The 19,288-nt window shown below is 35.5% G+C and carries 22 protein-coding genes, 1 tRNA gene, 1 other RNA gene and 1 pseudogene; 13 read left to right on the top strand and 12 right to left on the bottom strand.

Going from position 1 to position 19,288, the window contains the following annotated elements:
* A partial coding sequence (locus tag ACP5S8_RS05345; RefSeq protein ID WP_461876018.1) for a prepilin-type cleavage/methylation domain-containing protein occupies positions 1 to 430 on the top strand: 430 nt, incomplete at its 5' end.
* A 46-nt stretch (positions 431 to 476) separates the two neighbouring features.
* Positions 477 to 1,061, top strand: a complete 585-nt coding sequence (locus tag ACP5S8_RS05350; RefSeq protein ID WP_461876020.1) for a type II secretion system protein — start codon at positions 477 to 479, stop codon at positions 1,059 to 1,061.
* On the opposite strand, the gene queA is transcribed toward ACP5S8_RS05350, so the two are convergent.
* From queA to ACP5S8_RS05365, 3 genes are read right to left on the bottom strand one after another with little or no spacing between them, the layout of a single operon-like run.
* A complete protein-coding gene (gene queA / locus ACP5S8_RS05355; protein ID WP_461876021.1) occupies positions 1,058 to 2,089 on the bottom strand; it encodes a tRNA preQ1(34) S-adenosylmethionine ribosyltransferase-isomerase QueA in 1,032 nt (343 codons plus the stop codon). The genes ACP5S8_RS05350 and queA overlap by 4 nt on opposite strands.
* Complete coding sequence (gene ribD, locus ACP5S8_RS05360; protein ID WP_461876022.1) at positions 2,070 to 3,143, bottom strand: bifunctional diaminohydroxyphosphoribosylaminopyrimidine deaminase/5-amino-6-(5-phosphoribosylamino)uracil reductase RibD; 1,074 nt, start codon at positions 3,141 to 3,143, stop codon at positions 2,070 to 2,072. The genes queA and ribD overlap by 20 nt, the downstream gene beginning before the upstream one ends.
* Positions 3,140 to 3,574, bottom strand: coding sequence for a hypothetical protein (locus tag ACP5S8_RS05365; protein WP_461870547.1), 435 nt, complete (start codon positions 3,572 to 3,574; stop codon positions 3,140 to 3,142). The genes ribD and ACP5S8_RS05365 overlap by 4 nt, the downstream gene beginning before the upstream one ends.
* 41 nt (positions 3,575 to 3,615) lie before the next feature.
* On the opposite strand from ACP5S8_RS05365, the gene ffs reads away from it, so the two are divergent.
* The 7 genes from ffs (at position 3,616) to ACP5S8_RS05400 (ending at position 8,664) form a co-directional block, all read left to right on the top strand.
* Positions 3,616 to 3,712: signal recognition particle sRNA small type (ffs, locus tag ACP5S8_RS05370), an RNA gene on the top strand.
* Positions 3,706 to 4,296 (top strand): 7-cyano-7-deazaguanine synthase, encoded by a 591-nt coding sequence (locus ACP5S8_RS05375; RefSeq protein ID WP_461870546.1) that lies wholly within the window; start codon positions 3,706 to 3,708, stop codon positions 4,294 to 4,296. The genes ffs and ACP5S8_RS05375 overlap by 7 nt, the downstream gene beginning before the upstream one ends.
* A gap of 85 nt (positions 4,297 to 4,381) precedes the next feature.
* Positions 4,382 to 4,966, top strand: coding sequence for a DeoR family transcriptional regulator (locus ACP5S8_RS05380; RefSeq protein ID WP_461876024.1), 585 nt, complete (start codon positions 4,382 to 4,384; stop codon positions 4,964 to 4,966).
* A gap of 11 nt (positions 4,967 to 4,977) precedes the next feature.
* Positions 4,978 to 5,727 (top strand): YebC/PmpR family DNA-binding transcriptional regulator, encoded by a 750-nt coding sequence (locus ACP5S8_RS05385; protein ID WP_461870544.1) that lies wholly within the window; start codon positions 4,978 to 4,980, stop codon positions 5,725 to 5,727.
* 15 nt (positions 5,728 to 5,742) lie between these two features.
* Positions 5,743 to 7,065 carry a UDP-glucose dehydrogenase family protein gene (locus ACP5S8_RS05390; RefSeq protein WP_461876025.1) on the top strand — a complete coding sequence of 441 codons (1,323 nt, stop codon included), beginning with the start codon at positions 5,743 to 5,745 and terminating at the stop codon, positions 7,063 to 7,065.
* An 11-nt stretch (positions 7,066 to 7,076) separates the two neighbouring features.
* Positions 7,077 to 8,330 carry a serine hydroxymethyltransferase gene (locus ACP5S8_RS05395; RefSeq protein WP_461876026.1) on the top strand — a complete coding sequence of 418 codons (1,254 nt, stop codon included), beginning with the start codon at positions 7,077 to 7,079 and terminating at the stop codon, positions 8,328 to 8,330.
* The gene (locus ACP5S8_RS05400; RefSeq protein WP_461870541.1) at positions 8,314 to 8,664 is read left to right on the top strand and encodes a DUF2250 domain-containing protein; all 351 of its coding nucleotides are present in this window, start codon (positions 8,314 to 8,316) and stop codon (positions 8,662 to 8,664) included. Before ACP5S8_RS05395 ends, ACP5S8_RS05400 begins: the two co-directional genes overlap by 17 nt.
* Before the next feature lie 18 nt (positions 8,665 to 8,682).
* Here ACP5S8_RS05400 and ACP5S8_RS05405 read toward each other — a convergent pair whose 3' ends face one another.
* Genes ACP5S8_RS05405 through fumC form a run of 4 tightly spaced genes read right to left on the bottom strand, consistent with a single transcriptional unit; the run spans position 8,683 to position 12,328 of the window.
* Positions 8,683 to 9,225, bottom strand: a complete 543-nt coding sequence (locus ACP5S8_RS05405; RefSeq protein ID WP_461876027.1) for a DUF996 domain-containing protein — start codon at positions 9,223 to 9,225, stop codon at positions 8,683 to 8,685.
* Positions 9,218 to 9,613: an EVE domain-containing protein gene (locus tag ACP5S8_RS05410; RefSeq protein ID WP_461870539.1), complete on the bottom strand. Its 396-nt coding sequence runs from the start codon at positions 9,611 to 9,613 to the stop codon at positions 9,218 to 9,220. Before ACP5S8_RS05410 ends, ACP5S8_RS05405 begins: the two co-directional genes overlap by 8 nt.
* A complete protein-coding gene (gene bioA / locus ACP5S8_RS05415; RefSeq protein ID WP_461870538.1) occupies positions 9,610 to 10,944 on the bottom strand; it encodes an adenosylmethionine--8-amino-7-oxononanoate transaminase in 1,335 nt (444 codons plus the stop codon). The genes ACP5S8_RS05410 and bioA overlap by 4 nt, the downstream gene beginning before the upstream one ends.
* On the bottom strand, positions 10,934 to 12,328 hold the full coding sequence (gene fumC, locus ACP5S8_RS05420; protein WP_461870537.1) for a class II fumarate hydratase: 1,395 nt from the start codon (positions 12,326 to 12,328) through the stop codon (positions 10,934 to 10,936). Before fumC ends, bioA begins: the two co-directional genes overlap by 11 nt.
* Positions 12,329 to 12,452: 124 nt before the next feature.
* On the opposite strand from fumC, the gene ACP5S8_RS05425 reads away from it, so the two are divergent.
* The 3 genes from ACP5S8_RS05425 to def all read left to right on the top strand — a co-directional run bounded on the left by ACP5S8_RS05425 (position 12,453) and on the right by def (position 13,522).
* Positions 12,453 to 12,527: transfer RNA gene (locus ACP5S8_RS05425), tRNA-Gly, on the top strand.
* 6 nt (positions 12,528 to 12,533) lie between these two features.
* Positions 12,534 to 13,031: a glycine cleavage system transcriptional repressor gene (locus ACP5S8_RS05430; protein WP_461870536.1), complete on the top strand. Its 498-nt coding sequence runs from the start codon at positions 12,534 to 12,536 to the stop codon at positions 13,029 to 13,031.
* The gene (gene def / locus ACP5S8_RS05435; RefSeq protein WP_461876028.1) at positions 13,013 to 13,522 is read left to right on the top strand and encodes a peptide deformylase; all 510 of its coding nucleotides are present in this window, start codon (positions 13,013 to 13,015) and stop codon (positions 13,520 to 13,522) included. Before ACP5S8_RS05430 ends, def begins: the two co-directional genes overlap by 19 nt.
* Here def and argJ read toward each other — a convergent pair.
* Genes argJ through ACP5S8_RS05460 form a run of 5 tightly spaced genes read right to left on the bottom strand, consistent with a single transcriptional unit; the run spans position 13,519 to position 18,555 of the window.
* Positions 13,519 to 14,649 (bottom strand): bifunctional glutamate N-acetyltransferase/amino-acid acetyltransferase ArgJ, encoded by a 1,131-nt coding sequence (gene argJ, locus ACP5S8_RS05440; RefSeq protein WP_461870534.1) that lies wholly within the window; start codon positions 14,647 to 14,649, stop codon positions 13,519 to 13,521. The genes def and argJ overlap by 4 nt on opposite strands.
* Before the next feature lie 3 nt (positions 14,650 to 14,652).
* On the bottom strand, positions 14,653 to 15,942 hold the full coding sequence (gene der / locus ACP5S8_RS05445; protein ID WP_461876029.1) for a ribosome biogenesis GTPase Der: 1,290 nt from the start codon (positions 15,940 to 15,942) through the stop codon (positions 14,653 to 14,655).
* A gap of 12 nt (positions 15,943 to 15,954) precedes the next feature.
* A complete protein-coding gene (locus tag ACP5S8_RS05450; RefSeq protein WP_461876030.1) occupies positions 15,955 to 17,232 on the bottom strand; it encodes an FAD-binding oxidoreductase in 1,278 nt (425 codons plus the stop codon).
* Positions 17,210 to 17,395 carry a Trm112 family protein gene (locus tag ACP5S8_RS05455; RefSeq protein ID WP_461870531.1) on the bottom strand — a complete coding sequence of 62 codons (186 nt, stop codon included), beginning with the start codon at positions 17,393 to 17,395 and terminating at the stop codon, positions 17,210 to 17,212. Before ACP5S8_RS05455 ends, ACP5S8_RS05450 begins: the two co-directional genes overlap by 23 nt.
* Positions 17,392 to 18,555, bottom strand: coding sequence for an LL-diaminopimelate aminotransferase (locus ACP5S8_RS05460; RefSeq protein ID WP_461876031.1), 1,164 nt, complete (start codon positions 18,553 to 18,555; stop codon positions 17,392 to 17,394). The genes ACP5S8_RS05455 and ACP5S8_RS05460 overlap by 4 nt, the downstream gene beginning before the upstream one ends.
* 58 nt (positions 18,556 to 18,613) lie before the next feature.
* Here ACP5S8_RS05460 and ACP5S8_RS05465 point away from each other — a divergent pair.
* A pseudogene (locus ACP5S8_RS05465) lies at positions 18,614 to 19,288 on the top strand (glycosyltransferase family protein); the annotation flags it as partial.

Below are 19,288 nucleotides of genomic sequence, written 5' to 3' on the forward strand. Positions count from 1 at the left end.
CTACGCAAAAGATTTCTACAATTCGTATCCTTATATTAGTTGTTCAAGTGTAAGCGATTGGATGACAGGCACCGCACCATCAAACAACATAGCCTCTTGTTCAGGTTTAGAGCAGTATATTGGCAGTTTCGTAACAGTAGGTCCAACTACTACAGACATATGGACATACACTGGATATTATGGAAAATATGAAGGTGGAACATCAGCCAGTGCCAACAACGGTGCAAGTTCTGGTGTATCTGTAACGCAAGGCTATTACACATTCACAACTGCTCCTATAGACAACGCCTATGTGCAATCTATACTGAACCAAGCTAACGCATATGGCTTGAATTGTGCAACCGCTTCTTACAACAGTGCATCATCTAAGATCAGCTGTACTTCTCAACCAGTACTTGTATCTGGTACTAACACGGTAAATTACTTCTGATCGAAACTATTGCCGGGGTTTTCCCCGGCGATTATCTTGTAAACTTATGAAAGGCTTTTCAATTATAGAGTTTTTACTTGTTTTGACAGCTTTTGTCATTTTCTTGGGAGCAGCTTTTATAGGTTATAGGACGCTCAAAGCAAATGCTGACCAAGAGCATATATCCCAAAGGGTAAACCTTTTTATAAAGGGTATAACTCAATATGCACAGGATTTTGGTGCATATCCATATATTACATGTGCCAGCGCAAACGACTGGAATACATCTGCTTCTTCAAATAGAATAGCTTCTTGCTCGGCTTTGATGTCTTATGTGGGTCATTGGTTGGCAATTGCAAATAGCGGCCAAACATGGCAATATTTTGCATGGAGCGGTTCTCCTGGGTGTAATGGAGCCGGCAATAAATGTTCTGAGTCTGCTACTCAGGGCACTTACGTAATAGCCACACCTCCTATATCAGCAGAATATATTCAGGCTATTGCAAATAGTGTGAATGAGCTTGGTGGATTTTCTTGTAGTGTTTATTACAATGGTAGTGCTTCTTGGGTTGTAGTACCACCAGGGTATGCTATGTTGACATGTACTCATGATAGTTCTGTATTTTTATCTCCCACGAGCCCAAGTTTTTAGAGTATAAGCATGCCATCTCCATAGGAGTAAAATCTGTATTCGTTTTTTATAGCCTCTTTGTAGGCTTTTAGTATAAACTCTCTACCGTTGGGATTTTTCATTTCGCAAAAAGCACTAACAAGAATAAGAAGGGAGGACTTTGGAAGGTGAAAATTTGTAATGAGCCCATCTAAAACTTTGAACTTAAATCCTGGTTTTATGTAAAGATCTGTAAAACCAAAATATGGTCTATCTACGGCGGTTTCTAAGGCTCTTGTGACGGTGGTGCCCACTGCTATTACCTTTTTACCCATCTCTTTTGTTTTTTGAATATTTTTTATAAGAGCTTCTCTTACTTCTATATACTCTTCATCTACTTTATGCTCTTCTATATTTTTTACTGTAACTGGCTTAAAAGTTCCGTAGGATACATGAAGGGTTATAAAATCTATGTTTACTTTTTTCTTTAATTTTTCTAAAAGTTCTTCGGAAAAGTGTAAAGAAGCTGTGGGGGCTGCCACTGAAAACTCTTTTTTAGCAAAAACCGTTTGGTAAAATTCTCTGTCTATAGGCTCTTCGTCTCTTTCTAAGTAGGGTGGAATTGGTATTTTACCGTATTTGTTTATAGCATCTATCTGAGTTTGATTTTTAGCTTTTAAAAGCACCAAAAACTTTGATTTTTCTATCTGGGACTCTATCGTTACCTCAAAATCATCGGAGATAGATATTGTAAGTCCTGGTTTGATGTTTTTGCCACCTACAAGGGCTTCCCATTTTTCGTTTTCCAAATGCCTTAAAAGAAGTATTTCTACGCTTGAATGCTCAATTCCTTTTTTCTTTCCCAAAAGTCTTGCTGGTAGTACTTTTGTATCGTTGAAAACAAGCAAATCTCCCTCTTCTAAAAATTCGTCTATATGCCAAAATGTCGAGTGAGTTATAGTGTTATTTTTTCTACCCAAAACCATGAGCTTAGCGCTGTGTCTTGGGTTTACCGGGTATTTGGCGATTAGTCTTTCAGGAAGCTCGTAGTCAAAAAGCGATATATCCATTGTAAATCTCTAATAAATCTGTTGTATTGTCTATGGCTTGAAGATGTCCCTTGTAAGTCTTTGAAAAATCCCCATCAAACTCAAGGCTAATACCTTTTCCTATAAACTTGTAGCCTCTAAATATAAGCATTTTATCCCACATATTTTCTTCTAAAAACCTTGATATCGTGTAAGCTCCGCCTTCTACAAATATATGCATTATATCTATCTCGTATAATGCTTTTAAAATGGATTTTATATCAAAACTTTCTAATTCTAAAAGCCTAACACCAAGAGATTTAAAATAATTTTTCTTTTCGTTGCTGGTATTTGCGGAGGTTATCAATATAATTTTTTCGTATCCTTTTTTAAATATGTTTGCATTGTAGGGAGTATCCAAATTTGGGTCTATTACAATGGTGTAAGGTTGATATTCATTCCCTTCAAGTCTTACGGTAAGCTCTGGATTGTCTTTTAAAATGGTGTTTATACCTACTAATATTGCGCTGGAGTGTTTTCTATATATATGTGCTATTTCTCTTGCTTTTTGAGAGCTAATCCATTTGCTTTCTCCGTTTTCTTTGGCAAGCTTTCCATCCAAAGACATTGCGCATTTTAGCGTTATAAAAGGTCTTTTTTTGGTTATGTATACAAAAAAATCTTCGTTTAACTTATCGCATTCTTCTTTTAATAAGCCAACTTCTACTTCAATACCGGAGGATTTTAGCCATTCTATGCCTTTTCCAGATACTTTTGGGTTTGGATCTACCGAACCTACCACAACTCTTTTTATACCGCTTGATATTATAGCAGGACAACAAGGCGGGGTTTTACCGTGAAATGAGCAAGGTTCTAAAGTCACATACATCGTAGCGCCTTTTATATCCTCTTTAGCATTTTTTAATGCTACAATCTCAGCATGATCAGTGCCTGCTTTCTTATGAGCCCCTATTGATAAAATCTTATTATCCTTTACTATGACAGCTCCTACTGCTGGATTTGGATGCGTTTGACCCTTATATTTGTAAGCCTCTTCCAAAGCAAGCTTCATATAATATTGGTCTTTATCTATCATTTCAATAAGTCTTCAACTATCATGTCTTTTATTCTATCCATAGCATCTTCAAAAGCTTGTCTTTTTGGTAAGTCTCCTTCGCCACCAGTAGGCAATGTGTAATATGAACTTTGAGAGTAAGTGTATTTTTGTTTTCCTATGTCAAGTTCTATGCTCAAATTTAATATATAGTTGTTAGCTCTTTGATAGATTGAGTATCCTATGGGCATATTGGATATGTTTGTAATTTTTAAATTTACAGTTTTATAGTTTTTAGAATTACAGTCCAATGGTTTTTTCGCTTCTAAGAAAGCCTCTTCAACAGACTTTATTGTATACTCTTTTATATACGGGTCTTCTATAAAAGCTCCTTCTTTTTCCTTTATACAAAAACTTTGAGCGTAGGATATGGCTATAAAACAAAGATATAAAGGAATTATAAGTTTCTTCATACAACATAATATAATATCACAAACAATATTTTATGCTATAATATTAACAACCTTGCAACGGGACAGGGTGAACCCCGCCAGGTCCGGAAGGAAGCAACGGTAAGCCTGCCGTCTCGGGTGCAAGGTTTTTTATGAAAGTAGTTTGCTTAGTTAGTTCAGGTTTTGACAGTATATCGCTTTTAAACTATTACATAAATAAAAACTACGAAATATATCCTATATATGTAAAAAGCGGATTTAAATGGGAAAACGATGAAATACAGCATCTACAAGATATAATAAATCATATAAACAAACGATACGAGCTCATAAAATCTTTAAAAATAAGCCATGCTCCTAACGATTTTTTTGAGGAATTCAACAAAAGAGAGTTCATAAACGATGAAGACGTGGAGATTCCTTTTAGAAACTTGGACCTTTTGATAAACGCTTTAAAATATGCCTATTCTGTGGATGCAAAGCTTATAGCCATAGGTATAATGGGGCTCGTGGCTTTTAAAGATAATTCTTACAATTTTATAAAAACTATAAACGATTTATTTTCTATGTATGGTGATTACAAAGTAGAAACACCGTTTCTTGGCATGTCTAAAAAAGACGTATTTGATAAATACTTTATAAAGGAGCTTTTTGATAAAGCTTTTTGCTGTATGAATCCTATAAATGGTGAAGAATGCGGTGTTTGTTCTAAATGTAAGGAAAAACAAGTATTAACAACATGAAAAAGAATACCAATATATATTGAAAAGCAAATTGATTTTGTATAATATCTTGCTTTTAAGACAAAATGAAATTATAATAATATAGGTGGATAGAAAGAGAGAGATTTTAAAGCTAATAAAAGAAGGTGAGCAAAATACTAAAAAGCTTGCAGAGAGGTTTGGCGTATCTCTGATGAGTATATATAGAGATTTAAAGGAGCTTGAGAAAGAAGGCCTTATCGTAAGAAAGTATGGAAAGTTAGAAGTAGCTAGTAGAAGTGTAAAAGAATCTCAAGAAAAACAAAAAGATATATGTGCGTTTTGTCATAAAGAAAATGACGATAGGCTGAGATTTACATTCTATTTGGAAACTGGCAAACAAATACATACCTGTTGTCCTCACTGCGGGCTTCTTTTGTACAAAAGCATATTGGATCCTATAGAAGCCATAACTACAAAAGACTTTATAACCTGCAACCTTTTGAGCGGTACTTCTGCTTACTATGTACTTGGTTCTGTGGCAGCACCTTGCTGTTCTCCTTCTGCACTGGCTTTTGCTAGAAAAGAAGATGCTGTTATGTTTAAGACAGGGTTTGGAGGAGAAATATTTGAGTTTGAAGAAGCTACAAAGGTAATATGGGATCTTATGAAATATGGAAGTATTCTTAAAATCGGAAAACTTAACAAATAGGAGTTTATAATATGGCAGGACACAGTCATTGGGCACAAATTAAACATAAAAAAGCTAAAGTTGATGCACAGAAAGGAAAACTTTTTGGTAAGCTTATAAGGGAAATAACGGTAGCTACAAAGTTAGGCGGACCAGACCCAAACGCAAATCCAAGGCTTAGAATGGCTATAGAGGCAGCTAGAAAAGTAAGTATGCCTATGGATACCATAGAAAAAGCTATTAAAAGGGGTTCTGGTAACGATAAAGAAGGGTCTTTAGAAGAAATAGTCTATGAAGGATATGGTCCTGGCGGAACTGCCATTATGGTGGTGGTGGCTACTGACAATAGGAACAAATCTACATCAGAGGTAAGACATGCATTTTCAAAACATGGTGGCAACTTAGGATCTTCTGGCTGCGTCTCTTACTTGTTTGAACAAAAAGGTGTAATAGAGATTCCAAAAGAAGCTGTGGACGAAGAAAAACTTATAGAGGCTGCTTTAGAAGCTGGTGCAGATGACGTAGAAACTACCGAAGATATGTTTTTAGTATATACAAATCCAAAAGATGTATACACTATAAAAGATATTTTGGCCAGCAAGGGTTTTACTATAGAAAGCGCCAAGACAAGCCTTATCCCCACAACAACTGTAGAGATAAAAGACATAGATACCGCTAAAAAGCTTTTAAACTTGCTAGAGCATCTTGATGAGCTTGATGAAGTGCAAGAAGTTATATCAAATTTTGAAATAGACAAAGATGTATTGGCATCTTTAGGTTGATGATATAATAAAAGCATGAAACTATCGATAGTAGGGACTGGATACGTCGGGTTGGTCACGGGTACTTGTTTTGCAGAGATGGGCAATGAGGTTTATTGTGTAGATATAGATAAAGATAAGATAGAGAAGTTGAAACAAGGTGTAATACCCATATACGAACCAGGCTTAGAGGAGCTTGTAAAGAGAAACACATCCCAAGGGAGACTATTTTTTACCACAGACATAAAGTATGCGGTAGAAAACACAGATATTATCTTTATAGCAGTTGGCACACCGATGGGAGAAGACGGTAGCGCAGACTTAAAACATGTGTTAAGCGTAGCAAGAGACATAGGTAAATACATGAATAGGCATAAGTATGTTATAAACAAGTCTACGGTACCTGTAGGCACAGCTGTTAAAGTCAGAGAAGTTATTCAAGAAGAGTTAGACAAGCGTGGTGTAAATATAAGCTTTGATGTTATATCAAACCCAGAGTTTTTAAAAGAAGGTGCAGCAATAGAAGATTTTATGAAACCAGATAGGGTAGTGGTGGGGGCGGATTCAAAAGAGGCGATGGAGCTAATGAAAGAGCTTTACGCTCCTTTTACCAGAAACCACGAAAGATTTATAGCTATGGACGTAAAATCTGCAGAAATGACAAAATACGCTGCAAACGCAATGCTTGCTACGAAAATAAGCTTTATGAACGAAATAGCAAACATATGCGAAAGGGTAGGAGCAGATGTAAACAAGGTAAGAATAGGCATAGGCTCAGACCCCAGAATAGGATACCATTTTATATATCCTGGCTGTGGATACGGAGGTAGCTGTTTTCCTAAGGATGTAAACGCTCTCATAAAAATAGCTGAAGACGTTGGCTATGAACCAAAGATACTAAAGGCTGTAGAAGATGTAAACGCAAGGCAGAAGAAAGTGTTGGTAGAAAAAGCGGTAAAACGCTTTGGAGAAGATTTGAGCGGTAAAACCTTTGCGGTGTGGGGTCTTAGTTTCAAGCCAGAAACAGATGATATGAGAGAGGCAAGCTCAATAGTAATAATAAACGAACTAACCAAAAGAGGAGCAAAAATACAAGCTTATGATCCAGTAGCCATAGAGCAAGCAAAAAACTTTTATTTGAAAGACAATCCAAACGTATCTTACTTTAAGAGTAAATACGACGCTCTCAACAACGCCGACGCCTTGTTTCTTATAACAGAATGGAAGGAGTTTAGAAGCCCAGATTTTGAAGAGATGAAAAAAAGGCTTAAGAATCCAATAATATTTGATGGTAGAAATCAATACAACAAAGAAAAGATGCAAAGTTTAGGTTTTGAGTATTATCAAATAGGTGCTTAAGGAGGTTTTTTATGCTTTTAAAAGCCAAAGACAAAGAAGTATACGATGCTATAGTATCAGAGTTAAACAGGCAGAATTCTTACCTTGAGATGATAGCATCCGAAAACTTTACATCCCTTGAAATTATGGAAGCTCAAGGTTCGGTGCTTACAAACAAATATGCGGAAGGCTTACCTCACAAACGTTACTATGGTGGCTGTGAGTATGTAGATATAGTGGAGGATCTTGCAATCCAAAGGGCTAAAGAGTTGTTTAAAGCAGAGCACGCAAACGTTCAACCTCATTCTGGTTCTCAGGCAAATATGGCAGTTTATATGGCAGTGTTAAAACCAGGAGATACGATACTTGGCATGAGCTTAGCTCATGGAGGACATTTGACCCACGGTGCTACGGTAAACTTCTCTGGCAAAATATACAACGCAGTTTATTATGGTGTTAGAGAAAGCGATTACCTTATAGATTACGATCAAATGTATAAGCTCGCCAAAGAGCATAAACCAAAAATGATAATAGGAGGAGCCTCCGCTTATCCGCGGGTGATAGATTGGGCTAAAATGAGAGAGATAGCTGATTCTGTAGGGGCCTATTTGATGGTAGATATGGCTCATTACTCTGGTTTGATAGCTGGTGGCGTATATCCTAGCCCAGTTGAAGTATCTCATTTCGTAACTTCTACTACCCATAAAACACTAAGAGGACCAAGAAGCGGTTTTATACTATCAAAACAAGAATTCGCAAAAGATATAGACAAAAGCGTATTCCCAGGTATTCAAGGTGGTCCATTGATGCATGTTATAGCGGCAAAAGCTGTTTGTTTTAAAGAAGCTATGAGTGATGAATTTAAAGAATACGCTGCCCAAGTGGTGAAAAATGCAAAAGTGTTAGCAGAGGAGCTATTAAAAGAAGGAATAAATGTATTAACAGGCGGCACTGATTCTCATATGGTGTTGGTAGATCTTAGAAATTTAAACCTAACTGGAAAAGAAGCAGAAAATAGACTTGGAGAAGCTGGTATCACGGTAAACAAGAATGCGGTACCTTTTGATCCATTACCACCCACAAAAACAAGCGGTATAAGAATAGGAACACCTGCTCTTACCACTAGAGGAATGAAGGAAGATCAAATGAAAACGATAGCAAAGATAATAGCTAAAGTTCTAAAAGATTACTCCGAAGAAACGCTAAAAAAAGCAAGAGAAGAGGTAAAGAATCTTTGTGAAGCGTTTCCTCTTTACAAAGAATTAAAAGATGAAATTTGTGTTTGAAGGTAAAGAATACGAACTATCAGATTTGGAGCTAAAAATTTTAAAATACCACAAAGTAATGGGACCTGACTACTCAAAACTTATATCATATAGATTTCATATAAGTTTACAAGAGGCTTTTGATATACATAAAAAGCTTTTAAACATGGGGCTGTTAGAAAAAGTGACAGCCCCTATAATAAACTATCATTCTAAGGATAAGAGGTTAAAATCCGTAAAACATAGAAACCATACATATTACGACCTTTCTAGGGTTGGAAAGCTTTTGTTAAGAGAATATGAAAGACAAGTAAAAGAGATAAATCTAAATTTAGAGTTTCCCTATAAAAGATAGTTTATAGCTTTTGATGTTTTATATTTTTTCAGGTAAATTTATAAAAGCTTTTAAAATAAAAATATAAGACACGTATATCAATATTATTCCTATTCCCACTATCACAAGCAACGAGCCAAAAAACATGACTTCACCTGCTTTTTTGAAATAAACTTCCTTTGTGGCATCGTATATTTTATCAAACGCTAGTTTGTAATGGTAAGCTATAATGATACCGAGGATATATCCTAGGATAAATACCATAATTGATATAAGGTAAAAAAACACCGCAGGATTTCCTTGAGCCCTCAAGCTTTTAGCTATTAGATATCCAACACCAAAAAATATCTCAAATATGAGAAGTCCAACGGTAAGGATTATGTTTGGCATAAAACCTGCCATAAACTTTTTATAGATTAATTGATCTTTAACGGCGTTGCTTAGTTCCACAATCGCTTTTGCTATAAATAAAAGTCCAGCAAAAAAACCAATTATGCCAATAAAGGGTATGATGGAAGTTGTCAGAAGTATTCCGCCTATGGTTCCATTTTTTTTGACATTAGATAAATCAATATTATCCATTTTCTAACTTTTCAATCACTTTTACAAGATGCTCTGGTACTTCCATCACAGATAGCCTTGGCATCTTGACCAAATAAAAATCCTTAAAAGCTTCATTAGACTTAATCTCAGCTAAGGTTATCTTTCTTTTTAATCTTCTTATTGGCACTACATCAAAGACAAACAACCCAGAAGAATCTTGGTATGGCGAAGACACTATCTTTGCTAAACCTACAATAGCTTTTTCATCACCAGTATGATATATATAAGCCATGTCTTCTGGTTCTGCGTTTTTAATAAACTTTTGAGCCAATGGATTTTTGACACCATCCCAAACAGTCTTACCTTCTTTTTCAAGCATATCGTAAGAATAAGAACTTGGCTCTGTTTTTAAAAGAAAGTATTTCATAGCTCCTCCGTTACAGCTTTTATAGATTCATACAAAACATCTAACACTTTATCCATCTCCTCAAAGCCTATAGAAAGTGGCATTACAAGTGTCATATTGTTCCCAAGAGGTCTTAAAAATACGCCTTTCTTTTTAGCGTAGTTGGCCACTTTAAAACCTATCCTTTGTTTTATTTCATAGGGTTCTTTTTTATCTTTGGCAAGCTCAACTGCAGCCATAAATCCAAGTTGCCTTGTTTCTTTCACATGTTTTAAAGATTCAAACTCTTTTAAACGCTTTTCAAGATAATTTATTTTTTCTTTTAAAAGCCCCAACACGTTTTCCTCTTCAAAGATTTCTATGTTTTTAAGAGCAACTGCGCAGGCTAAATTGTTACCGGTGTACGTATGACCGTGAAAAAAGTGCTTTAGTTCTTCATATTCACCTAAGAAAGCATCGTATATAGCTTTTGTGGTAAGAGTAGCTGCCAAAGGCATGTAGCCACCTGTTATACCCTTGCCAAGTGCCATAAAATCAGGACATATGCCTTCTTGCTCTACGTAAAACATACTACCTGTCCTACCAAAACCAGTGGCTACTTCATCTGCTATAAAAAGTACTCCATAATGCTTAGCCATTTCGTAAACGCTTTTCATAAAACCCTTAGGATATACCAAAAATCCAGATGCCGCTTGCATACCAGATTCCATAACTATGGCTGAGGTTTTATCGTGTATGTCCTTTAAAAGTTTTTCAAGCATGTCTAATAGATCTTGAACATGATGGGATTTTGAAAATATATAAGGAGATGGAAGTTTGTAAGTTTTAAAAAGTAAAGGTTTGTAAGTATCGTGAAACAAAGAAACGCTACCAACGCTAACGCTTCCTATGGTATCACCGTGATAAGCCCCTTCAAAACTAATAAAATAAGGTCTCTCCTGTCCTAAATTTTTGAAGTAATGATAGCTAAGTTTTATAGCTATCTCCATGGCCTCAGCCCCATCTTCAGAGTAAAAAACTCTCTGAAGACAAGAAGGCGTTATATCTACAAGCTTTTTAGATAGCATAATAGCTGGTACATTTGAGTTTCCAAGGGTAGTAGTATGTGCTACTTTGTTAAGTTGATTTATCAAAGCCTCGTTTAGTTTTGGGTGATTGTGCCCATGGATATTGCACCACAAAGATGATATAGCATCAATATATTTGTTTCCATAAATATCGTACAAATAAACTCCTTCCCCTCTTTCAAATATAATACCTCCTTCTTCTTCATAAACCTTCATCTGGGTAAATGGATGCCAAAAATACGTTCTATCTGTTGATTCTAAAAACATCAAAGATTCAATCTTCATGGGGCTTTGCCATCTTCTCCGGTCTAACGTACTTATCAAACTCTTCTTCTGTAAGTATACCAAGCTCTATGGCCGCTTGTTTTAAAGATATATCTTTTTCGTAAGCAGTTTTTGCTATTTTTGCAGCGTTATCATAGCCAATGTAAGGGTTTAGCGCTGTTACGAGCATAAGGGATTCTTGAACGTAAGAATTTATCTTTTTCATGTTGGGCTTTATACCCTTTACCATATGATCAGCAAAAGATCTCATAGCATCTGAAAGAAGTTTTGCGGAGTTTAAAAAATTAAATATAATAACTGGATTAAATACGTTTAATTCAAAATTACCTTGAGAATCGGCAAACCCTATAGCTGTATCGTTACCCATTACCTGCACGCAAACCATCGTCATAGCCTCTGATTGGGTGGGATTTACTTTGCCTGGCATTATCGAAGAACCAGGCTCGTTGGCTGGTAGTATAAGCTCCCCTATACCAGCCCTTGGTCCAGAGCCCAACCACCTTATATCGTTTGCTATTTTCATCAAAGCGGCAGCTAAAGACTTCATAGCACCGCTAGCCATTACAAAAGGATCGTGAGAGCTCAAAAATGCAAATTTGTTTCTAGACACTTTAAAATCTATACCTGTTAGATCAGAAAGCACTTCTACCATTCTTTTATCAAAACCTTTTGGAGCGTTTAAACCAGTACCTACTGCTGTGGCGCCTATGCCTATTTCTTTTAGCTCTGGCAACACTGCCTTTATACGCTCAATAGCTGTGTCCAACTGATGAACATATCCACCAAATTCTTGTCCCAGCGTCATAGGTACAGCATCTTGAAGATGAGTCCTACCTATTTTTACGATATCCTTAAATTCTTCGGCTTTTTCCTTTAATGCATCTCTTAGATATTCTATAGACGGCAAAAGTTTATCTTGAAGAATTTGTACAGCTGATATATGCATAGCGGTTGGAAATGTGTCGTTAGAAGACTGAGACATGTTAACATGGTCGTTAGGGTGTATTGGATCTTTAGAGCCCAACGGTTTACCAGCCAACTCCGCCGCTCTATTTGCTATAACTTCGTTAACGTTCATGTTGCTTTGTGTTCCAGAACCAGTTTGCCAAACCTTCAACGGAAAATGTTCGTCCAGCTTACCTTCCAATATTTCGTCTGCTACTCTTACAATCAATTCTTTTCTATAATCATCCAACTTGCCAAGTTCATTGTTTACTATTGCTGCTGCTTTTTTTATAAGTGCCAGAGCCCTGATTACCTCTATAGGCATTTTATCGTCTGATATGTTGAAATACATTAAAGATCTCTGGGTTTGAGCTCCCCAATACTTATCGGCTGGGACTTTTACTTCACCCATGGTATCTCTTTCAATCCTATATTCCATATCACACTCCTATAAAGTTTTTTAATATTATATATCAAAAGCTAGATACAGAAGTATTATTCATGTAAATTGATATATATCATGTTGCATAAAAGATACATATATGCTATAATAAAAATCCTAAGCGAGTGTAGCTCAATGGTAGAGCACCACGTTGCCAACGTGGTTGTTGCGGGTTCGAGTCCCGTCACTCGCTCCATTTAATATGAAAAAGTATATATTAACAGCTTTTGGAAAAGATAAACCCGGTATTGTGGCTTCTATTACAGAGATTTTGTATAAGATGGGTGCCAACATAGAAGACTCGTCTATGAGTAGATTATCTCAGCAGTTTGTAATTATGCTACTTTTTACTTCTAAAAATCCTATAAAAAAAGAAGATTTTCATCTAGAAGACATAGAAGTAGACATAAAACCAGTAGAAGATAAAGAACCTAAAGATCAATCAAACTGCAACGCTATCATATCTATATACGGAGCGGATAAAGCCGGTATAGTCTATAGTGTTTCAAAGCTTTTAGCATCAAAAAATATAAACATAACTGACCTTAGGACCCACAAGTTAAAAGATATATACATAATGCTTATGGAAGCAGAGCTTAAAGATGTAAGCTTATCGTCTTTAGAAAAAGCTTTAAAAGAATTGTCAAAAGAGCTAAATGTAGATATCTCTTTGCAGGAGGTTTGCAAAGAAGTCCTTTGATATACGAAATCCTTGTTTATCCAAACCCTTTACTCAAAGAAAAGTCAAAAGATGTTGATAGAATAGATGACAATATTATTAAACATATAGAAAATCTTAAAGAAACTATGTATTCAAAAGATTTTTGCACTGGTATAGCTTCTTCTCAAGTAGGTGTGTTGCAAAATATAATAGTAATGGATGCTTCTCGCTTTAGAAAACCACCTAAAAACCACCATGGCCTTATAACGCTTATCAACCCTGTCATAATCAAAGCGGAAGACAGTATAATTTTTAGAGAAGGGTGTCTTAGCATACCAGAATACACTGCCAACATTCAAAGGTATAAGTATGTATCAATAAAAGCTTTAGACGAAAAAGAAAACGAAATAATATTGGATTTAGAGGGTCCAGAGGCGGTACTATTTCAACATGAGCTAGATCATTTAAACGGCATACTGTTTCTCGATAGACTTACATCTCTTGATAATTTGTTTAAAAGAAAAACCTAAGTAGTATATTCGGCGTTTATTCTTATATACTCATATCCAAGATCAGAAAATCTATAGCTAAAACTTTCTTTACCTTCCTTCAAATCTAAAACAATCTCTATCTCCTTAGATTCTCTCATCTTTTGGCTTAGCTTTTCTTTATTAAAGTGAAGAGGCTCTTTATCGTATACTTTTACACCCATTATGTGTAAACTAACTTTTAACGGGTCTATAGGAAAGATGGTAGAACCAGCGGCAGCCAATATGCGACCCCAATTGGGGTCGGCTCCAAACATTGCAGTTTTTACAAGGTTAGAAGTGGCTACAGCGTTTGCTATAACTTTTGCTTTTGTCTTAATGCTAGCGTGTTTAACTTCTATAGTTATTATCTTGGTGGCTCCTTCTCCATCTTTTACTATCATATCAGAGACTTCCTTGCAAACTTTATACACACAGTTGTATGCATCACCAGAATAATCTAAATCTCCGTAAGATATAACACCAAAAGAATCGTTGGTGCTTTGGCATCCGTCTACATCTATAGAGTTAAAAGTTTTCTCTAAGATGGTATCAAAATGTTTTCTTGGCATAAGTTTTGAGTTTGTAAAACAAAAAGCAAGCATAGTAGCCATATCAGGATGAATCATACCTGCTCCCTTACCAAAGCAAAAAGCTTCGTAGTTATCTTTTTTGCAAAAAGCATACTTTGGAAATCTGTCGGTGGTGGATATTGTCTTGGCAGCCATTTCAAGGTCTAGCACCTCTAAGTGATTTACAGCGTATTCTATACCTTCTAATACATTTATTATGGGAAGTGGTTTTCCTATAATGCCAGTTGAAAATACAAGCACTTCTTCTTTTGGTATATCAAAAAGCTCTGCCACTTTTTCTCCCATCATCTTTGCGTGTTCATAGCCCTCTATGCCAGTACCACAATTGGCGTTTCCACTGTTTATAACAAGAGCGCTTACCCTGTTGCCAGAAGCCTCTAGCATATTCTTAGAGTATAGCACCGGTGCCGCAGCAAAGTGATTTGTAGTAAATACAAAATGAGCTTCACAAGCAAATGGAAGCTTTATGACAAGCAAATCTTCTTTACCAGATTCTTTTATACCAGCTTTTGCAATACCCATTAAAACGTTGTTCATAATCTATACCTCTTTCTTTTGATGCTCTTTTAATATTATATTTAAAGGTGCATAGTTTATATTTAGCTTTTCTCTTAACTTCTTCTCAAAAAACCTAAGGTAATCCTCTCTCCAAAAATCTCTGTTGTTGGTATGAAGCACAATGGTTGGAGGCTTCGGGGAGAATACTGTATAATAAACTTTTACAGGTTTTGTAGAGTTTTGCGGATACTCTTCTAAAATTTTTTCTACAACTCTATTCACATAGGAAGTTTTGATAGGTCTTGAATATTCTTCGTAAATATCTACAGCTTTTTCCAATATAGAAAAAATATTGATGTTTTCTTTTGCAGATACATAGACTCTTGGGGCAAAATAAACAAACTCTAGCTTTTTATCTACGTGTTTTTTAAGAGCATCAAGGTCTTTTACCAAATCTATTTTGTTTAATACCACTATAAGCCCTTTAGCTTTTCTATTTATAAGGCTTGCCAATCTCATGTCTTGCCTTGAAACTCCTTCTGTAGCATCTATCACAAGAGCGCAGACATCTGATTTTTCTATAGCTTCTAAACTTCTATTTACAGCAAAAAACTCTACCCCATAGTTTATGTTTGAAGGTCTTCTTATGCCGGCGGTATCCACTAAAACAAAGTCTTTACCTTCATAGCTAAATTCTACGTCTACGGCATCCCTTGTAGTTCCTGCTATGTTTGAAACTATTACCCTATCTTGCTTTAAAATAGAATTTAGCAAAGAAGATTTCCCGCTGTTTGGCTTTCCAACAAAGCTAAGCTTTATAAAATCAGCCTTTTCTTCTATCTCTTCAGTGGATGGTAAATCTTTTGTTATTTCTTCTAAAAGCTCAAAAACCCCAGTGCCGTGAGTAGCTGAAATCTCAAATACGTTGTCAAAACCAAGCTCGTAAAACTCTGAAGCGCTGGCTTTTTTGCTATCTGTTTTGTTTACTGCCACGTAAACTTTTTCTTTGTAAGGGTAAAGGAGCTTAGCTATATCTTTATCTTCTGGCATAAGTCCAGCTTTGCCATCCACCACAAATATTATTTTATGAGCTTCTTTGTAAAGTTTAAGCACTTTATCCCTTATAGCTTGAGATATCTCTTCTTTAGAATCTGTCAAACCACCAGTATCCACTACCTTAAATAGTTTATCTTGAAAAACAGCTTTAGACTCTATCACGTCTCTGGTAATCCCTGGTATATTTTCTACTATTGATATCCTTCTTTTGGAAATCTTATTAAATAGCGTAGATTTACCAACGTTTGCTCTTCCGGTTATGACGATTTTTTCCATTTATTAATTATCTCACAAAAGCCGTTCGAACATCAAAGACTTTAGTATAAAATTCTCATCGTATTTGGCTTTTAAAGATAATAAAGCTTTTATTTGATCTTTGTATACATATTGAAAAACCTCTTTGGGAACCCTTGAATCCTTCGCCATGTATATGAGACCGTTATAACGCATAACGATATCGTCAAATTTATAGAGCATATTAAGAACATCTTCTCTCACCGGAAAATCTAAAGCCAACGTAAATCCCTCTTTTACAAAAGAAAACACTCTATTTGAAGTATTTTTCAACCTTTTTAACACTACTAAATATGGGTATATCTTGTAAGATTTTATAATATCAAAAACTTCAATGCAGGCTTCTTTTGGCCCTACAAACTGATATTGTAAAAACCCTCTTTTACCGTAAAGTCTGTTCCAATTTTTTATATTGTCTAAAGGAAAGAAAAAGTCAAAATAATGCACCAAAGATTCACCTTTTGGCATCTTGTTAAAATAATAAATGTTGTAAGCTCTCATATCTAAATCGTTTACGATAAAGTTTGGCATTACAAAAGGTATATCTATCGTTTTTTTGCTTTTAAAAGCCTTAAAATGAAATTTTAAATCAAGGGGAAGATGCTCGTAATACTCATAATCACCAAACATTACCAAAGCATTTTCGGTAAAAGCATCTAACCAACATACTGAAAATTCGTAATCTTTGTCAAATGTTTCCAATAGCTCTATAGCCTTGCCTATACCTTTAGTAGGTATTATATTTTGCCTTATGTATTGACTTCCTTTTGATATTTTTAGCTTAGCTTTGCTAACAATTCCTATAAGTCCCATTGAACCCATAGTACCCCAAAAAAGCTCACCGTTTTCTTCTTTAGAACACCGATAAACATCCTTTGGTGTTATTATTTCAAAACCTTCCACAAAATCTCCGAAAACCCCTTTTGAGCTTTTGCCGTGTATATCGTTTGCTATAGCACCACCTACGCTTATAAGAGAAGTACCAGGAACTACCGGCAACACATATCCTCTTGGTAGTAAAAACTCCAATATTTTCTTAAGCTGTGTGCCAGCTTGGACTTCTATGTATTCTTTTTCAAAATCTACATCCAAAAATAGATTTAAGCCCGTTGTATCGTATACATTTCTATACAAAGCCTCATCGCCGTAGCTTCTACCGTAGGCTCTTGGTATGAAACTTTTAGAAAAATCTATTTTATCTAGAACGTTTGCTTCTATACAAGGAAATCTACCCCACCCACAGATAAAACTAAGGTTTTTTGATGTATTCATCAAGAGGTTTTGCTTGTTCTACAAGTAAAATAGGTATGTCTTCTTCAATTTCATAAACAAGCTTACAATTGCCACAAATTAATATATCCTTCTTTTCATTGTAAAGAAGCTCGCCCTTACATTTAGGGCAAGCTATGATATCTAATAGCTCTTTGTTTATCATAGAGAAAGAGTTTTTATTCTATCGGCAGCTTCTTTTAGTCTATTTGTATCTACGGTAAGAGATATCCTAAAATAACCTTCTCCAGCCTCACCAAAACCACTACCCGGTGTTACCACTATAGCCAATTTATCAAGCAACAACTCTGCAAAGCTAGCAGAGGTAAAACCTTTTGGCACCTTTATCCAAAGGTAAAATGTAGCATCTGATTCAAACACATCAAGATTTATGGCTTTTAAAGCTTCGGTCATAACTGTTCTTCTTTCTTTGTATATATCTCTAAGGTTTTGAACTATGCTATCGTCTAGGCTAAGCGCCTTTATACCTGCTTCCTGTATAGCTTGAAATTGTCCTGAGTCCACGTTTGTTTTAATCTTGCCAAGGCCAGCTATAAGGCTTGGATTACCAACGGCCATACCAATACGCCAACCAGTCATATTGTAAGTTTTGGATAAAGAGTGAAACTCTATAGCCACATCTTTAGCGCCTTCAAATTCAAGAATAGAGCGAGGGGGTTCTGATATGTATATTTCAGAATAAGCCAAATCAGAAGCTATTATAATGCCGTATTTATGAGCAAACTCTATAAGCTTTTTATAAAAAGAATCCGGAGCTTTTGCAGAAGTAGGATTGTTTGGGTAATTGACCCATATTATCTTGGCTTTTTGTAAAACATTCTGAGGTATAGAATCTATATCTGGCAAGAAGCCATTTTCTTCTCTTAGTGGCAACATATAAGGAATACCGCCGGCAAAAATAGTAGATATCTTGTAAACAGGATAACCAGGATCTGGACAAAGCACGTAATCTCCGGGATTTACAAAAGCAAGAGGGAAATGAGCTATGCCTTCTTTTGAGCCTATAAGCGTTACAACTTCTTTATCTGGATCTAGCAACACACCAAAGCGTTTTTTATACCAGTCTGCCACAGCTTTTCTAAAAGCATACATACCCTCGTAAGATGGATACCTATGATGCTCTGGTTTCTCCAAAGCCATCTTACCAGCCTCGACTATAGGCTTTGGTGTTGGAAGGTCAGGATCACCTATGCCCAAATCTATTATGTCTGCTCCTTGAGCAGCCTTTTCCCTTTTCTTCTTATCAATAGCCGCAAACAAATACGGTGGTAAAACCTTTAGCCTTTCAGAAAACTCAAATTCCATAAGAATATTATAAAATATTTTAAAAAATTTTTACCTACAAACGTAATATAATATTTTCATGAAAGCTATAAAACTAAATACAAGCGAGATAGAATATAAAGAAGAGACGATAAAAATACCAAACAAGCCATTTTTGGTGCCAGACACTTTGGCAAAAGTTATATTTGAAGCCTACGATACAAAACTTTATTCCATCAGAAAACATCATCTTAGAAATTTAAACATCTCTTTTTCTCTTAAAAAACCAAAAAACGTCCTTGTAATATTGGATCTTGACGCTTTTAGCAGTTTTTGTATAGTGCCAATATTAAAAACCATAGAGAAAACCTCTTCTTTAAAAGTGTTTGCTTTCTCAAACAAATATATCTTTGAATTTTTTGGTATTGAGCTTTTAAAAGAAGTACCACCTTTAGAAACTATTGCAGAATACGACGGGTTTTACACGCTTTTTCAAGAAGACCTTTCATCTTTTGACTTTGACACTTCAAATAGAATACATTACTTTGAACATTTTTTTGATATAAAAGCAGAAAACTTAGAACCTTTTATAAGAAACTCTGGGAAAGACGTTACTTTTATCAATTCAGAACATTTTTACAAAGCTAAAATAAACAACACTTCCAACATAGACAACACTATTACAATACCAAAAGATATTTTTAGTAAAAGCACGATAAAATATATAACAAACGCTCTTAAGAATTCAAAAACCATCGTTACTACACATCCAGCC

It is taken from the genome of Hydrogenobaculum sp. (genome assembly GCF_049967395.1).
Classification (GTDB): Bacteria; Aquificota; Aquificia; order Aquificales; family Aquificaceae; genus Hydrogenobaculum.

What these genes read in the sequence shown, in the direction of transcription:
- ACP5S8_RS05365 (WP_461870547.1), bottom strand. Translation starts at nt 3,574, where the DNA reads ATGAAGAAACTTATAATTCCTTTATATCTTTGTTTTATAGCCATATCC.
- ACP5S8_RS05350 (WP_461876020.1), top strand. Translation starts at nt 477, where the DNA reads ATGAAAGGCTTTTCAATTATAGAGTTTTTACTTGTTTTGACAGCTTTT.
- ACP5S8_RS05395 (WP_461876026.1), top strand. Translation starts at nt 7,077, where the DNA reads ATGCTTTTAAAAGCCAAAGACAAAGAAGTATACGATGCTATAGTATCA.
- ACP5S8_RS05405 (WP_461876027.1), bottom strand. Translation starts at nt 9,225, where the DNA reads ATGGATAATATTGATTTATCTAATGTCAAAAAAAATGGAACCATAGGC.
- bioA (WP_461870538.1), bottom strand. Translation starts at nt 10,944, where the DNA reads ATGAAGATTGAATCTTTGATGTTTTTAGAATCAACAGATAGAACGTAT.
- ACP5S8_RS05390 (WP_461876025.1), top strand. Translation starts at nt 5,743, where the DNA reads ATGAAACTATCGATAGTAGGGACTGGATACGTCGGGTTGGTCACGGGT.
- ACP5S8_RS05410 (WP_461870539.1), bottom strand. Translation starts at nt 9,613, where the DNA reads ATGAAATACTTTCTTTTAAAAACAGAGCCAAGTTCTTATTCTTACGAT.
- ACP5S8_RS05400 (WP_461870541.1), top strand. Translation starts at nt 8,314, where the DNA reads ATGAAATTTGTGTTTGAAGGTAAAGAATACGAACTATCAGATTTGGAG.
- ACP5S8_RS05450 (WP_461876030.1), bottom strand. Translation starts at nt 17,232, where the DNA reads ATGAATACATCAAAAAACCTTAGTTTTATCTGTGGGTGGGGTAGATTT.
- ACP5S8_RS05460 (WP_461876031.1), bottom strand. Translation starts at nt 18,555, where the DNA reads ATGGAATTTGAGTTTTCTGAAAGGCTAAAGGTTTTACCACCGTATTTG.
- ACP5S8_RS05455 (WP_461870531.1), bottom strand. Translation starts at nt 17,395, where the DNA reads ATGATAAACAAAGAGCTATTAGATATCATAGCTTGCCCTAAATGTAAG.
- fumC (WP_461870537.1), bottom strand. Translation starts at nt 12,328, where the DNA reads ATGGAATATAGGATTGAAAGAGATACCATGGGTGAAGTAAAAGTCCCA.
- queA (WP_461876021.1), bottom strand. Translation starts at nt 2,089, where the DNA reads ATGGATATATCGCTTTTTGACTACGAGCTTCCTGAAAGACTAATCGCC.
- argJ (WP_461870534.1), bottom strand. Translation starts at nt 14,649, where the DNA reads ATGAACAACGTTTTAATGGGTATTGCAAAAGCTGGTATAAAAGAATCT.
- ACP5S8_RS05375 (WP_461870546.1), top strand. Translation starts at nt 3,706, where the DNA reads ATGAAAGTAGTTTGCTTAGTTAGTTCAGGTTTTGACAGTATATCGCTT.
- ACP5S8_RS05385 (WP_461870544.1), top strand. Translation starts at nt 4,978, where the DNA reads ATGGCAGGACACAGTCATTGGGCACAAATTAAACATAAAAAAGCTAAA.
- ACP5S8_RS05430 (WP_461870536.1), top strand. Translation starts at nt 12,534, where the DNA reads ATGAAAAAGTATATATTAACAGCTTTTGGAAAAGATAAACCCGGTATT.
- der (WP_461876029.1), bottom strand. Translation starts at nt 15,942, where the DNA reads ATGGAAAAAATCGTCATAACCGGAAGAGCAAACGTTGGTAAATCTACG.
- ribD (WP_461876022.1), bottom strand. Translation starts at nt 3,143, where the DNA reads ATGATAGATAAAGACCAATATTATATGAAGCTTGCTTTGGAAGAGGCT.